This is a genomic window from Staphylococcus haemolyticus (assembly GCF_006094395.1).
Taxonomy (GTDB): domain Bacteria; phylum Bacillota; class Bacilli; order Staphylococcales; family Staphylococcaceae; genus Staphylococcus; species Staphylococcus haemolyticus.
In genome coordinates, this window is record NZ_CP035291.1 from 1,863,183 (window position 1) to 1,879,144 (window position 15,962).

The 15,962-nt window shown below is 31.1% G+C and carries 17 protein-coding genes, 2 tRNA genes and 1 pseudogene; 11 read left to right on the forward strand and 9 right to left on the reverse strand.

The genetic code is table 11. The features are described 5' to 3' along the window. Nucleotides 1-70 precede the first annotated feature (70 nt). Genes menB through EQ029_RS09000 form a run of 4 tightly spaced genes read right to left on the reverse strand, consistent with a single transcriptional unit; the run spans nt 71 to nt 4,699 of the window. Complete coding sequence (gene menB / locus EQ029_RS08985) at nt 71-889, reverse strand: 1,4-dihydroxy-2-naphthoyl-CoA synthase (protein ID WP_011276187.1); 819 nt, start codon at nt 887-889, stop codon at nt 71-73. Next, nucleotides 882-1,685: a 2-succinyl-6-hydroxy-2,4-cyclohexadiene-1-carboxylate synthase gene (gene menH, locus EQ029_RS08990; protein WP_011276188.1), complete on the reverse strand. Its 804-nt coding sequence runs from the start codon at nt 1,683-1,685 to the stop codon at nt 882-884. Before menH ends, menB begins: the two co-directional genes overlap by 8 nt. Beyond that, nucleotides 1,672-3,342, reverse strand: coding sequence for a 2-succinyl-5-enolpyruvyl-6-hydroxy-3-cyclohexene-1-carboxylic-acid synthase (menD, locus tag EQ029_RS08995; protein ID WP_057504780.1), 1,671 nt, complete (start codon nt 3,340-3,342; stop codon nt 1,672-1,674). Before menD ends, menH begins: the two co-directional genes overlap by 14 nt. Next, on the reverse strand, nt 3,332-4,699 hold the full coding sequence (locus tag EQ029_RS09000) for an isochorismate synthase (RefSeq protein ID WP_011276190.1): 1,368 nt from the start codon (nt 4,697-4,699) through the stop codon (nt 3,332-3,334). Before EQ029_RS09000 ends, menD begins: the two co-directional genes overlap by 11 nt. Before the next feature lie 179 nt (nt 4,700-4,878). Here EQ029_RS09000 and EQ029_RS09005 point away from each other — a divergent pair, with 179 nt between their 5' ends. Continuing rightward, entirely contained in the window at nt 4,879-5,817 is a 939-nt protein-coding gene (locus EQ029_RS09005) for a 1,4-dihydroxy-2-naphthoate polyprenyltransferase (protein ID WP_016931372.1), read from the forward strand. Between the two features lie 98 nt (nt 5,818-5,915). Here EQ029_RS09005 and EQ029_RS09010 read toward each other — a convergent pair whose 3' ends face one another. Next, nucleotides 5,916-6,470, reverse strand: a complete 555-nt coding sequence (locus EQ029_RS09010) for a GNAT family N-acetyltransferase (protein WP_016931371.1) — start codon at nt 6,468-6,470, stop codon at nt 5,916-5,918. Nucleotides 6,471-6,656: 186 nt separating this feature from the next. On the opposite strand from EQ029_RS09010, the gene EQ029_RS09015 reads away from it, so the two are divergent. Both EQ029_RS09015 and EQ029_RS12785 read left to right on the forward strand, forming a co-directional pair. Next, a complete protein-coding gene (locus EQ029_RS09015) occupies nt 6,657-6,887 on the forward strand; it encodes an NINE protein (protein WP_011276193.1) in 231 nt (76 codons plus the stop codon). A 78-nt stretch (nt 6,888-6,965) separates the two neighbouring features. Then, the gene (locus tag EQ029_RS12785) at nt 6,966-7,067 is read left to right on the forward strand and encodes an SAR1012 family small protein (protein WP_011276194.1); all 102 of its coding nucleotides are present in this window, start codon (nt 6,966-6,968) and stop codon (nt 7,065-7,067) included. A gap of 76 nt (nt 7,068-7,143) precedes the next feature. Here EQ029_RS12785 and EQ029_RS09020 read toward each other — a convergent pair whose 3' ends face one another. Then, nucleotides 7,144-7,362, reverse strand: coding sequence for an IDEAL domain-containing protein (locus tag EQ029_RS09020; protein ID WP_011276195.1), 219 nt, complete (start codon nt 7,360-7,362; stop codon nt 7,144-7,146). A 213-nt stretch (nt 7,363-7,575) separates the two neighbouring features. Here EQ029_RS09020 and EQ029_RS09025 point away from each other — a divergent pair, with 213 nt between their 5' ends. From EQ029_RS09025 to EQ029_RS09050, 6 genes are all read left to right on the forward strand, one after another. After that, nucleotides 7,576-8,160 (forward strand): competence protein ComK, encoded by a 585-nt coding sequence (locus EQ029_RS09025; RefSeq protein WP_011276196.1) that lies wholly within the window; start codon nt 7,576-7,578, stop codon nt 8,158-8,160. A 152-nt stretch (nt 8,161-8,312) separates the two neighbouring features. Continuing rightward, nucleotides 8,313-8,387 (forward strand) — tRNA-Asn (locus EQ029_RS09030). 3 nt (nt 8,388-8,390) lie between these two features. Beyond that, nucleotides 8,391-8,479, forward strand: a tRNA-Ser gene (locus EQ029_RS09035). Between the two features lie 593 nt (nt 8,480-9,072). Next, nucleotides 9,073-9,546, forward strand: a complete 474-nt coding sequence (locus EQ029_RS09040; RefSeq protein WP_011276199.1) for a PH domain-containing protein — start codon at nt 9,073-9,075, stop codon at nt 9,544-9,546. Between the two features lie 70 nt (nt 9,547-9,616). Further along, nucleotides 9,617-10,192, forward strand: coding sequence for a hypothetical protein (locus EQ029_RS09045; protein ID WP_011276200.1), 576 nt, complete (start codon nt 9,617-9,619; stop codon nt 10,190-10,192). An 87-nt stretch (nt 10,193-10,279) separates the two neighbouring features. After that, nucleotides 10,280-10,363 (forward strand): Ltp family lipoprotein, encoded by an 84-nt coding sequence (locus EQ029_RS09050; protein WP_227528431.1) that lies wholly within the window; start codon nt 10,280-10,282, stop codon nt 10,361-10,363. Between the two features lie 47 nt (nt 10,364-10,410). On the opposite strand, the gene lplA is transcribed toward EQ029_RS09050, so the two are convergent. After that, complete coding sequence (gene lplA / locus EQ029_RS09055; RefSeq protein WP_016931368.1) at nt 10,411-11,400, reverse strand: lipoate--protein ligase; 990 nt, start codon at nt 11,398-11,400, stop codon at nt 10,411-10,413. Between the two features lie 200 nt (nt 11,401-11,600). Here lplA and EQ029_RS09060 point away from each other — a divergent pair, with 200 nt between their 5' ends. Then, entirely contained in the window at nt 11,601-11,777 is a 177-nt protein-coding gene (locus EQ029_RS09060; protein WP_011276202.1) for a YkvS family protein, read from the forward strand. Between the two features lie 16 nt (nt 11,778-11,793). Beyond that, on the forward strand, nt 11,794-12,396 hold the full coding sequence (locus tag EQ029_RS09065; protein ID WP_011276203.1) for a CPBP family glutamic-type intramembrane protease: 603 nt from the start codon (nt 11,794-11,796) through the stop codon (nt 12,394-12,396). Here EQ029_RS09065 and EQ029_RS09070 read toward each other — a convergent pair. Next, nucleotides 12,379-14,065: pseudogene (locus tag EQ029_RS09070) on the reverse strand (IS1182 family transposase). The gene EQ029_RS09065 and the pseudogene EQ029_RS09070 sit on opposite strands and share 18 nt — an antisense overlap. 321 nt (nt 14,066-14,386) lie before the next feature. Beyond that, a complete protein-coding gene (locus EQ029_RS09075; protein ID WP_016931306.1) occupies nt 14,387-15,898 on the reverse strand; it encodes a bifunctional metallophosphatase/5'-nucleotidase in 1,512 nt (503 codons plus the stop codon). Nucleotides 15,899-15,962 lie beyond the last annotated feature (64 nt).

Here is a 15,962-nt window from a genome sequence, read left to right on the forward strand (position 1 = left end):
TTAACTGTCAATCAGTTTATCACTATTTAAGTGTCCTAAAATTATACATTTTTATATTACCGTTACTGATTTATGGGAATTTAGGGAATTGATCGAAGTCTGGATCACGTTTTTCTTTAAACGCGTCACGACCCTCTTTAGCTTCATCAGTAGTGTAGTAAAGTAATGTAGCATCTCCTGCCATTTGTTGTAATCCAGCCAAGCCATCAGTATCCGCATTCATAGCAGCTTTTAAGAAACGTAAAGCAGTTGGAGAATGTTTCATAATTTCTTTACACCATTGAACTGTTTCATCTTCGATTTGATCTAATGGTACCACTGTATTAACTAAGCCCATGTCTAAAGCTTCTTGTGCATTATATTGACGACATAAGTACCAAATTTCACGTGCTTTTTTATGACCAACGATTCTTGCTAAGTAACCAGAACCATAACCAGCATCGAATGAACCTACTTTAGGACCTGTTTGTCCGAAAATAGCATTATCAGCAGCGATTGTTAGGTCACATACTACGTTTAATACGTTACCACCACCGATGGCATAACCTCTAACCATTGCGATAACTGGTTTAGGAATGACACGGATTAAACGTTGTAAATCTAATACATTTAAACGTGGGATTTGGTCTTCGCCTACATAGCCACCGTGTCCACGTTTCTTTTGGTCACCGCCAGAACAAAATGCTTTGTCACCTTCACCTGTTAAGATGATTACAGAAATATTTTGATCATCACGTGCACGACTAAATGCATCAATCATCTCAGCTACTGTTTTAGGTGTAAATGCATTTCTTACCTCAGGTCGATTAATCGTTACTTTAGCAATTCCTTCGTAGAATTCATATTTTATTTCATCATATTCTCTAAGTGTTTCCCACTGTCTAGTCATTTTGCTCCTCCTTTAAAAAAACTAATACTATTGTATCAAATTCCGCTTTATCTTCCACATGAATTGTATGACCTACATTTGAAAAAATATGGATTTGACTGTATTTCATACCCTTATTCATAGCTTGTCCAGTTTTTACAAATTTTTGGTCTAATTCACCAGTTAAAATAAAACAAGGTATTTGAATATTACCAATTTGTTCCCACAAATTAGGCATTTGACCAGTGCCATAATCACGCAATGCTTTTGCTAATTTATGTGGATCTTGGGATAATCGCATTTCTCTTATAGCCGACTTTTTATCTTTATCTAGTTCATATTGCGTATAAAATAATGGTAATTTTTCCCAATCATTAACGAATACCTCTAACCCAGCAATATCTAATACTTTCGCTCTTGCTGCATCTATTTGTTGACGCTCATGTCGATTATTTTCATCTTTGATTCCTGGAGAACTACTTTCAATTATCAATTTTGACAAAGAGCATTTACCGTACACCGCATAATACAAGGCCACTCTACCACCCATTGAATATCCGAGTAAAGTAATATCATAAGATTTGTATATATCTAATAACTCATCTAATTGTGTCGTAATGTATGGAAAGTCCCAAGTTACATCAATTGGTGATTGATCTTGTCCATGCCCTGGTAAATCGATTGTAAGAACATTAGCCTCCTGTGAAAAATATTGAACATCATCATTAAACGTACGACTATCACTAATAAAGCCATGTAAAAGTACTAATAACTGATTTGAATTGTTTTGTGATTGATAGAAGTTATAGTGTAACATTTAGAATACCACTCAATTTCTTATATAGAATTTGATGTTGTGACATATTGTCATCACGATTGGTTACCATTTCGTAAATATGTGAATTCACATGTGATAGCTTTTCTTGAGTGAAATCTGCCACAGTATTAAATCGTTTGAATGTAAAATCATAAAGTAATGCTGTATATTCAAAATTCAATCCAGTCGGCGTTCCAAACAAACGTTCAAAATATGCTTCAGCAGATGCTTTTTGTGGAAGATATGAGAATATACCGCCACCATCATTATTAAGTAAAACTATATTTAAATTAATATTATTAATTTTAGCCATTAAAAGACCATTCATGTCATGGTAGAATGCTAAATCGCCGATTATCAGCGTGATTTTCTTGTGTACAGCCATTCCAATTGCAGTTGATACAACTCCATCGATACCATTTGCACCGCGATTCGCATATACTTCAACTTCACTATTATAAAGTAGATTATCGATATCACGAACTGGCATACTGTTACTTACAAAAATAGCATCGTCTTTAGTTAATTTATCAATTAAAATTTTTACAAATGCCGCTTCATCTGTTGCATTTGTCATATGTTTATCGATTGTATTTCTAGCCTGTGATTCAAGTGTTCGCCACATGTTTATCCAGTCTTTTCGATCGACAGCTGCTTCTTCGATAAGATTTCTAAAGAAATCATTTGCAGATATTTCGTATGAAATACTCGGTGGCGTTGGAAATACATCTATCTTGTCATTATTCTGCACTAAAATTTGATATGCATTTGTGCGCTTAAGCCATTGATTTAATTTTTTTGAGATAACAGGTTTACCAACTCTTATTACGAAATCAACATCTATGTCGAGTCCTGCACGATAGTATAAATCATATGTCGTAATCACATTTGGATGATTATACTTACGTAATTGACTTAATGGATCTGCAAGTATAGGTATGTCATGCACGGTCGCATAAGTAAGTATTTGATCGATAGCTTGATGTTGCATATCACCAACTATTATTAACCCTTTTTTCTCTTTTAATATATGTCTGATGTCTTGAACATTAATATTTTTTTGATAATGCGGCAGCTTTTTAGAATAAGATGTTAGCCACTCTTGTCTTTCTAAGTTAGGTGTTAATGGCTCTCTAAATGGTAAATTAAAATGGATAGGACCTCTATGTGGACCATATAGATACTGACTTGCAATTTGCATTTGATAATAAATTGCGTCTAGCATGTAATCAGTACCATCTGCTACAGGCATATCAAATTGAAAATTAACATAATTTGCGAACATATTAACTTGATTAATTGCTTGTGGTGCCCCCACACTTCTTAATTCATGTGGACGATCACTTGTTAATACAATTAAAGGTATACGACTGATTTGGCTCTCTGCAATTGCTGGTGTATAATTTGCCGCCGCAGTCCCAGAAGTACATAAAATAGCTACAGGGCGTTCGCTACCTTTTATTAAGCCTAAAGCAAAAAACGCTGCACTACGTTCATCAGGATGTATCCATGTCTTAATATTAGGATGTGCTTCAAAAGCAATGGCCAATGGCGTTGATCTTGAGCCGGGACTAATTACAACTTCACGTACTCCATAGACATATAACTCCGAAGCAAATGTATATACTTGTTTTGTTAGTGCTTCATTATGATTCATTCTTATCTACTACTCCTAAAGCATTCATCATCGGTGAAAATTTAACTGCAGTTTCAGCCAACTCACTATCAGGGTCAGAATCTTTTACGATACCACACCCTGCAAATAACGTGGTTTGGTTTTGTTTTATTAACATTGAGCGTATTGCTACAATAAATTCACAATCATCATTCATGTCGATATAACCAACTGGTGCACCATATAAGCCTCGTGTTCCAAATTCATTTTCTTCAATAAATTTGAGTGCTTCATTTTTAGGATAGCCACCTAAAGCTGGTGTAGGATGCATTTCATCAATTAATCCTATAAAGGAATTGTTTTTCAACTGACCTTGAATTTGAGTATATAAATGATATAGATGGTCGTTTTTTAAAATATTAGGTGAATGATTATATTCAATATTATCAACATAAGGCTTTATGTCATCTAGAATACTTTTAACTACAAAATCATGTTCATCTAAATTCTTTTTATCTTTTAGAAATGCTTGTATATTTTTTTCATCTTCGTCTATGTCGTTAGATCGCTTAATCGTACCAGCTACAGCTTTTGTAGATAGAACACCGTCTTCTACTTTTAAAAGTTGTTCTGGCGTTTGTGAAAAGAATACAGATTGATTGGATTCTAAAATGAATAAATAGCTGTTTCTTTCGCTTTGTAATGCTCGATTAAGCACATAAGGTATACTAATTGGTTTATCAAATTTAATCATACGACGTCTTGCAAGAACGATTTTTTTAGTTTCATCAAGCTGAGCAATCGCATCCCTAACGAGTTCTTTCCACTCATCAACATAGATATCTTCCATTCGTAAGATATTCCCCAATGTTTCATCATGTTCAGCTTTAGCAATTTGAGTTTCTTCAAAGTAATTCACTACTTCTTTAAACTGTTCAATATCAAATTGGGCTCTTTCAACTGTATATGTCAGATAAGTAGTTTGTCCGATATTTGATATTAAAACTTGAGGTATTACAAAATGATTAATGCCAAATTCACGCCATTCATCATCAGATTTATGGCTAGAAAATTGAAATCCTCCTATGACTTTCAAATGATGCTTTTCTATATCCGGGTGTACCAATTCAATATCTTTTTTAAATTTTTCCCACTCACGAAAGATCGATTGCTTATTATCAAAGTTATTTTTGAATCTTTGAACAGCATGATAGCCGAAAAATGAAGACGCATTATCATTTAAGCGAAAATAGAAGCGATCTCCTGCCTGAGATTCTGTTAAATTGAACAATTCATCAGGTGCAAGTTCTCTATCAATTTTCACTTCAACAGATATCCAGCTTTTGTTACTTTCATATATTGACTCAATAATGTCATCTTCCTTTATATTCGCAGCCATTCATTTCACTTCTTTCATTATCTATTTTTTCTCATTACAATATTGTATCATTTTTAACTATTTATGGTGGCATAATTGCTTAATCTTCTAGAGAAATATTTCACGTTGATTGACCTTTATTTACTATTCCTTTAAAATACATATATTAAAACAATATACAATAAGAGGTAGATCAAATTATGGCAAATCAATATCAACAATATTCTACTGTTAGAAAATATTGGCATTTGATGCGACCTCATACTTTAACTGCCGCTGTTGTACCGGTTTTAGTTGGTACTGCAACTGCAAAACTTTTTTTATTAGGTAGTCAAGATAACATCAAGTTCATGTTATTTATTGCAATGTTAATCGCTTGTTTACTTATCCAAGCTGCAACAAACATGTTTAATGAATACTATGACTTTAAAAAAGGTTTAGATGATCACACATCCGTTGGTATCGGTGGTGCTATCGTAAGAAATGGTATGAGTCCAAAACTTGTCATGAATCTAGCAATTGCTTTTTATATCGTTGCTGCATTACTTGGTATCTTTTTAGCAGCGAATAGTTCATTTTGGATCATTCCAGTAGGAATCGTTTGTATGGCAATTGGCTATTTATATACAGGTGGCCCAATGCCAATTTCTTGGACACCTTTTGGTGAACTGTTTTCTGGTTTATTCATGGGTATGATTATTATTTTATTAGCGTTCTTCATACAAACTGGCAATATCAATAGCTTTGTGGTTTGGATTAGTATTCCAATAGTAATTACAATTGGTCTAATTAACATGGCTAATAATATACGCGACAGAGTCAAAGACCAAGCGAGTGGACGTAAAACTCTACCTATTTTATTAGGTAAACGCGCTTCAATTACATTTATGGCAGTTATGTATATCATTGCATACGTTTTCGTTGTCTATACTGCATTATTTGTAGATGGTGGTTCACTATTTTATCTACTTGTATTGTTATCATTCCCTATGCCAGTTAAAGCTATTCGTCGTTTCAAAAAGAATGATACACCTGCAAGTATGATGCCAGCTATGGCTGCAACTGGAAAAACAAACACAATTTTTGGTGTATTATACGCTTTAGGTATTTATATTAGTGCTTTATTAGGTGGAATTTAATATATTATTAGACAGATTTTAAATATTCACTAGTAAGATAATACGGGGTGAGGCAATGAAACTAATTAGAGTTTCTGTCTCCTCCGTTTTATTTTTACCTATTTTGAATAAACCATATGTAAATATTGATGGCCATACAATTCTATATCCTCAGTCCATTTAAAACCTAAGCGTTCGTATAATTTCTTAGCTCTAGGATTATCATAGTCACAACTTAAGCTCCACTTTCTATCTGGGTATGTAGATATTAAATAGTTAAATAATTTAGTTGCAATACCCTGTCCTCTATATTCCGAGAATGTTGCAACAGCCTCAATGTACCATTCATCATCTTTAGATTCTTTCAAAGGTAATGGCGTACCTAGTGCTTTTATGTCTTCTTCCAACGGTAATTTATTCCATGCTGCTTCTAACTCTAATTCTTTATCACCCTTATATGCTATGATGCATCCCGCAACATGATTGTCTTGCTCATATACCCAAATGTTATTATAATTCGTTCTATAATTAATATTGACTATACTTTCTTCAATTGCATGAATAACACGTTCTTTAGTGATTTCTTGTACAATATCTAGTTCCATATCATGCCAAATGATATAACATAATTCCGCTATTTGCTTACTGTCGCTCGGACGTGCTTTTCTGATCAATTTACCGTTCTCCTCTCCATAAGTTTTTGTTAACTATATTATATAAAATTTACAAATAATAATAAATTAATTGCAGTAAATTGAAACATATTAATTGTGATTATAATCATTTTTTCAATCACCTTAGTAATATTTGATTTAATTTTTGAAATGCTTAAAATATGAGATTAAGGAGGCAACAAAGTTATGAGAGTTAATAAAACATTATATGTATTATGTTCTTTATTTCTGGGTGGTGTCGGCATTCATAAATTTTACGCAGACAAAGTGTGGCAAGGCGTGCTTCATTTAGTGTTCTTTTGGACTACTATTCCAACCATTATTTCAATTATCCATGGTATTATCATAATCTTTACAACTAAAGCTGATCAAAATGGCTATATATTTATACCAAATAACCGCCATCCAAAAATTTAATCAGTAATTTTAGAAATTATCTTTAATAATGTGTAGAACGGGTAAACTCAAATAAACATAAAAAAGGAGTAAGCTAGTATGAATATTATCAAACGCGTACTTAGAATTGTTATAACAGGATATTTAGTAAAATGGATTCGTAATAAAATTGAGGGAAAATCAAACGGTGGTCAAAAATAAAATGTAAAAAGGTCTATTCGCTAACTTTGATTTAAGTAGTGAATAGACCTTTTATAATGAGTTACAGGATCCTAATTTACTCATTGAGAAATGCCTCCAGATTTTTATATTCAGTGGTATAGTTGATAAATTCTTCCTCGTTCTTATTAATCAACGCTTCATCAATCAATTTCATTAACTGTTTCTTTCGTCCCTGACGAAGTGCCTCTTCAATGACTAGCTCAACGCCTAAATCATTAACTGTCGTTACAAAATCTTCTAGTGTCGTATTCTTGACATTCGTGTTGTGATTCATTGTAATCACTGCCTTTCTTTTTTGTATAAGGATAGTATACAAGCTTTTATTTTTTAAATCAATCGAATATTCTGACTTTTCACAAAAAATAAGTGTAATTTTATATGTAATGATTATCTTGACAACATATAAAAACTTTATATAATAAATTTATATTATTAATCGTTGAGTTTTTAGCGCTTAATAATGATATAAATTTAAGGAGGTTAAGAGATGACAAATATTTCTCAAAGCCAAAATACTGTATATATTATTCGAAAAGGAGATATGATAATCAAACCCGTCATTGATGATTATGAGCAAACAAAAGGATCAGAAATATGGAAATATGATTCCACAATAGTTTCAAGCCCATTCAAAACTCAAAAAATCGTCGAACGCTCATGTAAATTTTATGGTAATAGCTATATTAGTAAGAAATCCGAAACACAACGAATTGCCGGCATTACTAGTAAACCACCTATTTTATTGACTCCTCTCTTCCCCACTTATTTTTTCCCTACGCATTCAGACCGTTTAGAAGAAAACATGTGGATTAATATGCATTATGTACATGAAATTAAACCTCTTAAAAATCGAAAATGTAAAATTATTTTTGCAAATCATCAAACATTAACACTTAATGTTTCCTACCACAGTATTTGGCACCAATACTCTAACTGCATTTTTTATTATTACATGGTCGATAAACAATCTCGTATGAAGTCAAACAATCCAGAAATGCCAATAGATTATGAGAAAACGACTTTAAATATTTTCGAAGCACTTTCACATTATTCACTATTACAAGATAAATAGTTTTACGTTTAATTTTAAATCATACGGGACTTTTATATTAATATAGTGTAAATGTTCCGTATATTTTTTAAATATAATCCCTTGCAAATTTTAAGTTTATTGATATAATAATATTTGTGCTCATAGAGATACATTATATAAATACATATTATTCCGCAGTAGCTCAGTGGTAGAGCTATCGGCTGTTAACCGATCGGTCGTAGGTTCGAATCCTACCTGCGGAGCCATATGGAAACGTACTCAAGTTGGCTGAAGAGGCGCCCCTGCTAAGGGTGTAGGTCGCGAGAGCGGCGCGAGGGTTCGAATCCCTCCGTTTCCGTTCATTAGTAAAAATCTATAAAATTTGTTAACTCAAATCATTAAAGAACGTTGATATATAAACGTTCTTTTTATTTTTCTTAAAAATCTGAAAAAGTCTATTTTAAAAATTTTTGTCAACGAGTGGACAAAGTGGACATAATTTGAAAGTTCGTTGTCCACTTTTGATACCCCCCATGATTTTATTCATTCTAAAATCACGAAGTTATACCACCATCTTTAAGTAGTTGTTCCTAGTATTTAAAACTATATGCATGATTGTTTTGTCTTTTTTGACATTGATTACCCTACTCTACGTACACCTTTTTAAGAACACCTTAATTATTACTAATATTGATCTAAAATTAAAGATTTTTTTCGTTATCACTAACATTTTTATATTTCGCACTATTTTTTAATGTTATAATCTTATTGTAAATCGTTAAATTGTATAAATGAATATTTTATATAAATTAAGTGAAGCGTACGAAATGGATATACATAAAAACAATAAAATTAAATACGGTAACAACACTTATTACAATAATTATTCTATTATGTTTGAATCATTACGAGTGTTTGGATATGAAAATTTAAATTAAAGGAGTTTTTCTCATGGCTAACAAAACTAAAAATGTAGATTTGATAAAAGATGTGTTTTTACATGATAACGAAACAATTATTTATGCAATATTTGGTGCTTATAAAACTAAATCTCTTGGTAAAAATACAATAAGACATGGTGTTCTAGCAGCCACTGACGAAAGAATAATCTTTTGCGCAAAACGATTGAGTGGATACGATTCTGAAATTTTTCATTATGGTAAAATTAGTACTTTTGAATTAAGCAAAATCTTAATGTGGAATACTATTTCTTTTTATTCAAGTGGTAATAAGGTTTCTATGAAGTGGGTTAATGATAAAGATTTAGACAAATTTATAGAATTTGTAAACAAGAATGTTGAAGGAAGTAATAATTCTCTAGGTCTTATTGATCAAGCAACTCATTCAGATAATGACTTACAACCTCTTGAAAAAATTAAAAAATTAAAAGAGTTATTAGATATGGATGCTATTACACAGGAATAATTTGATAAGAAAAAACAGCAATTGTTAAATTCATAAATTGTTATGTCTTAATTATTAAAGGAGATATATAATGAAAAAGTTTTTAGTCTTATTATTTACTAGTTTCTTAATTCTAGGTGCATGTAGTAATAAAGATTCATCAAGCGAAAACTCAAATAAAAGTTCTATAAATAAATCAGATAAAAAATTACACGATAATAAAAAGAAGAAAGATAAATCAAAAGAGAAAAAGAAAGAATATAAGAAAAATTCTTCTAGTAAAGAAAATCAAGCTAGCCAAGAACAAGCACAATTACAACAAGATATCACACAAGTGCCACAACAAAATAACCTACAATCTACATCTCAAGAACAAAGTTCTCAACAAAAACAACAAACTAATGCTAATAATCAACAAACTCAACAAAGATACGACTATGACCACAATGGCGTATATAGAACTCCTGCTGAACAAAAAGCACATGAACAGTGGATTAAGGATCAAGTAGAATGGAACAAGCAAAATGAAACTAGAAAACAAAAGTTACAAGATGAATATTTCAATCTTTCAGATAAAATGTATGAAGATAGAGTTAGCAAAGCCGAATATAATTCTATGGAAAAACGTCAAAATGAAATATTAGATGAAGTTCGACCTATCAACTGAAATACACTACAATGGTTGCTCAATTAATGTTGATTTTTTAATCTTGTATTAGAAATTTTGCAAAAATGAATCATTGATAAAGAAACAATTTATAATCAACTCACTTCTAGCTACGGTGAAAAATTCACACAAAAAGAAGCGCAATATGCTATTGACCATTTAGATAAATAAAAATATAGCGGCTATAGAATTAACTCCTCAATAGCCGCTTAGTTATATTAATAAGACATTAATTTTAAGATAGCCTCTTTCTCAATATCACCGAAATAATGATAAAAGTCAAAGTCTTCCATAGCTTCTTTAATATGCGTATAATCATGTAACGCCCCTATTAAAGCATTCTCTAATTCAGTGACATCTCCTTCACCAAAGAAGTCTCCAAAGATTCTAGCATGTTCAATTTTGCCTTTTTTAACATCGAATTTAATTTGTACAAAGCCTTTTTCAAATTTTTCATCGCGTTCAAAATTATATTTAGGATTTCGCCCGTAGTTCCAATCCCATGTACGGTATTTCTCATTGCTTAATGCTTCAATATTCTTCCAGTCTTCATCTGTTAACTTATATTCTTCGACTTCATGTTCACCAAAGATTGTTTTCAAAATGATTTGTTTAAAGTCATCAATGGAAATCGATTCATCTAAAAATTCGTCGATATTTGCTACACGCTTACGCACTGACTTAACACCTTTAGATTGAATTTTTTTAGGATTAACTTTCAATGCATTTTGTACTTCTCCTAAGTCACTATTTAACATTAATGTACCGTGACTAAACATTCTATCTTTAACTTTAACCATGGCATTCCCTGAAATTTTAGCTTGCCCTACTTGAATATCATTACGACCAGTCATTTCAGCATCTACACCCATTGATTGAAGTGCTTGTACAATTGGCTCTGTAAACTTTTTGAAATTATGGAAGCTATTATCATCATCATCTGTAATAAAACTAAAATTTAGATTACCTTGGTCATGGTATACAGCGCCACCACCTGAAATACGGCGTACAACATGTATGTTATTTTCACCTACATATTGTTTATTAACCTCTTCTATAGTATTTTGATTTTTTCCGACAATGATAGACGGTCCATTTACATAAAATAGAAAGTAACTGTCATCCGAAGGTAAATGTTTTAACACGTACTCTTCCATGGCAAGGTTAATTGTAGGATCAGTAATATTATTATTGCTTACAAATTTCATCTATATCTCTCCTTTGACTCTCTCGTATATGCCCTTAGTTTAGTTATGCCTTATATTTAGTTATTTTGCCAATTATTTACTCAAATTTGACATTATTTTCATAATTAAAATATTATTTGCCATTTTTAGCATATATTTGTTTATTATTATGCAAATTTTTAGTACAATATAGCCTAGTTATGAATTTAGGAGGACTCCGTATGACTGTTGCAGAAGTAGGAAATATCGTAGAATTTTATGACGGTTTAAGAGGCCGTGTTGAGAAAATTAATGACAATTCAGTTATTGTAGACTTAACAATTATGGATAACTTCAATGAATTAGACTTACCAGAAAAAACAGTTATTAATCATAAACGATATACTATCGTTGAATAAGAAGGTATACATTAAAATGAAAAATATATCAAAAGCTTTAATTTGGTTTATAGCAAGTTTCATTGTATTCCATTTGATTTTATTTGTTATGTGGGGAGAGCATCAAGAGTACTGGTATCTATACACTGGTATTATGTTAATTGCAGGTATTAGTTATGTATTTTACCAAAGAGATATAGAATCCAAACGACTTTTAACTTCTATCGGAGTTGGTATCGCTACAGGTATCGTCTTGGTTATAATACAATTAATTTTTTCATTACTTTCACCACAAATAACATATGCAGAACTTATTAAAGAATTATCAAGAACAGGTGTTTATTTCAAATGGCAAATGTTAGTGACGTTAATTTTTGTAATTCCTTGTCATGAGTTATACATGAGAACTGTTTTGCAAAAAGAACTAACTCAATTTAAATTGCCTACTTGGTTAATCATCTTGATTACTGCATTATGTTCTAGTTCTTTATTTATTTATTTAGATAAATGGTGGATAGTGGCATTTATTTTTGTAGCTCAATTAGTATTATCATTGAGTTATCAATATACACGTCGCATCGTAACTACCTCTTTAGGACAAATTGTGGCAATTATACTATTATTAATATTTCATGGATAAAAGAGTCCGGGACATAAAGTTCTTGGATAAGTGAAAAAAAGACAATTTCTATTGAAATAATATAGAAATTGTCTTTTTTATAAATTTTTTGATTATTTTCAGCTCGTTGAGCTACTACTTTTCTTATATTAAGTGCCATTAATACAAAACCAAGTTCTCTTTTGACTTTATTGAGTCCTCGGACAGACATCCGAGTGAAACCCAAAATAGCCTTCATAAATCCAAAAACAGGTTCCACATCAATTTTTCTTTGACTGTAGATATTTTTTGTTTCTGGTTCTGAAAGCTTTTTGTTAATTTGGGATTTAAAATATTCCCAGTTATAATTCTTCATTATTTTTTTGTTTGTTTTTGAATTGAAGTTCATACATTGATTTTTCAGAGGACATTCTGAACAATCATCACATTCATATAATTTGAAGTCTCGCTTATAACCATACTTATCATGACGATAGGCATATCTTTTAAAACCTAGCCGTTTATTATTCGGACAAATGAATTCGTCATTAATTTCGTCATAGTTCCAATTTTGAGTATTAAAGATGTCACTTTTATATTTTTTAGTTTTATCTTTTATAAACATTCCATATGTTATGAGTGGCGTTCGATTAAAGTCATCTATAATTGCCTTATAATTTGATTCACTACCATAACCTGCATCAGCTACAATATATTCAGGTAAATGACCGTAGGTCTCTTGAATTGAATTTAAAAATGGAATCATCGTTCTAGTATCCGTTGGATTTTGATACACATTATAAGATAAAACAAATTGGGAATTTGTCGCTATTTGTAAATTATACCCTGGCTTAAGTTGTCCATTTTTCATGTGATCTTCTTTCATTCTCATAAATGTCGCATCATGATCTGTCTTAGAATAACTATTTCTATCCTTTAAAATAGATTTTTGAAATTCGTATCGATACTTTCGCTCAAAATAATCATTGATTTGCTTTTTGTATTTTTTGATTTTAGTTCTTTTGAGACGTATTTGTTTTCTTGTTTTAGTACATTTTTCATTGTTGATATGTTGGTTTAAATCTTCGATTTCTTTATCTAAGTGACTACCAATCAAATCTATTTCTTCTTTTGTTAATTCATTATCATGATCTTCTTTAATTTCCGGTATGATTTTATTGGTTACCAATTCATGGTAGAGGGCTTTAGAATCCTCATTCATCTTTGATTCATGGTTTTGAATACTCTTTTTCCATACAAATGTATATCGATTGGCATTTGCTTCAATTTTTGTACCATCAATAAAAATAGCTTTATCATCTATAAGATTTTGTTTTACACACTGACTGTAAAATTGAATAAATAAAGATTCTAATAAAGCATCTACTTTTGGATTTACTCTAAATCGATTAATTGTTTTATAAGAAGGTTTTTGATTTTGTGATAGCCACATCATTCGGATGCTATCATTAAGCATTTTTTCTATTTTACGACCTGAGAATACAGATTGTGTGTAGGCATATAGAATCACTTTTAACATCATTTTAGGATGGTACGAAGTTGCACCACGGTGATGTCTGAATTCGTCGAATTCATTGTCAGGAATTGTTTCAACAATATCATTTACATGTCGTGAAATATCATTTGTGGGGATAAGAACTGAAGTTTCCATTGGTAGAGTAAGTTGAGTCATGTTATAATTTTTATACATAAGGCACCTCGTTAATTTAGTTTAGTGATGTTTATTAAATTATACGAAAGTGCTTTATTTTTTTAAAGTATTACAATGTAAAATTACATATAAATACAAAGTATTTTGGCGAGACTCTTGAGGGAACAGGACAAGCTGAAGACTACAGGCTGAAGCTGTCCCCTAAGAAAGCGAGCCAACAATACGGAGTATTGTAAATAAAGAAGCCAGTAAATGAATTTGTTAAAACTCATTTACTGGCTATTTCTCTAGGGTTTATGTCCCAGACTCTTTTTGAAGTAATTTACAATTTAAATACGTTTACTTATATGAGTACTATTTTTAATACGCTACTGAAAAATTAGAGTCCAACTTTAAATAATAATCAGGTTGATTTAGCTTTTCAGCGATAAGTGAACTCATCGGTCGATCATATGTGGAATGAAGTATTGATTCATCTTCCAAGTATTGACGATAATTTCTATAACAATAATCTGTCATTGTAACTCTATACTTTTCATCTAACTCAATATTTTTTATATTCACTCTATCAAAACGAGGCGCTGACATATCTACCTCATAATCAAATCCTTGCCACAATGTACATAATGTTTCATCAATAATAGTCATACTTAATTGATTTTGCTCAAATTGAATATAAGAATAAGTATATTCAAGCATTTTTTTAATTTGATGGCCTCTAAGTGTTATATCTATTGCTTTATCAGGGTGTGGATAAGCATTATAGACATCCTCATTAGTCACTATACCTTTTAATCCCTTTTCGCCATTTTTAGGCACGTTAATACAAGTAATATTATTCACATAGGCTAAATGTAGACTATCATGTAATAATTGTATAAATGGATGTGGACTACTTAGTAAGTCTTCCAAGCCATTAACCTGTAAATCGACTTTATTCTCTGAAACAATATCCTTTGACCAATGTTCTAAGGCTTTACGATCATAATAAGTTGTCTCAAGTAATTCCTGATCTTCTGGAAACTCACTTAAATTAATTACTGTAGATTCAATATCTTCTTTTTCGAACGAGTTCGTACGTTTTTTAAATTTAATTTTGACATGTACTAACTCTTGAGCATCTTGTCCTGCTTGAACATATACTGTTTCAAAATCATTACCTATAATCGTTTGATGCTGGTGCGCTGTTATCATTAAATCGATCACACCTATTTCCTTCATTATTTTTTCCGCTTCATGAGAACCTTTTCTATGTCTTGTATTTGTTTGATTTATTTTATATAGTCCTCCATGATAGATTACAATTAAGAAGTCAGGATGTTCACTTTCATGTATATATCTAATCCAGCGTTTAGCAGATAATAGTGCTTTTTCAATACTAACCTCTTTCTCCATTTCAGCGAATTCGTTTTTCATTAATCCATCTGCAGTTAAACCTACAATTGCGATTCGAACATTATCGTATTCTTTAATTATATAAGGTGTTGAGAAGTATGGTTCCTTTGTTAATGCAAATTCTATATTCGCAGATAACCATTGAAACCTTGATAGTGATACTGCTTTAGTCAAAAATGATAATCCAAATTTAAAATCATCCGGACTTATACCACTAGCATCATACTGCATAGCATTCATTAATTTAATCATAGGATGACGTTTATAGGGTGCGACAATAGCATAATAATGCGCAGCCAATGAGCCAGCTACACTTCCCCCACTATCTAATAAAATGACTTTATCATTGTTTTCTCTAATATTTTTAACATAGGTACCAGCACGATATATATTTGATCCAAAATCTCCATTCATAAAATGACTATGCATATCTGATGTTGCCAAGATATCTATATTTATATGTTCATTTTTCTCCAATTTACACACCCCTTATTTAAAGCTAGTTTAACATTTATTAATCTGTTGGTGCTATTTATTTCTA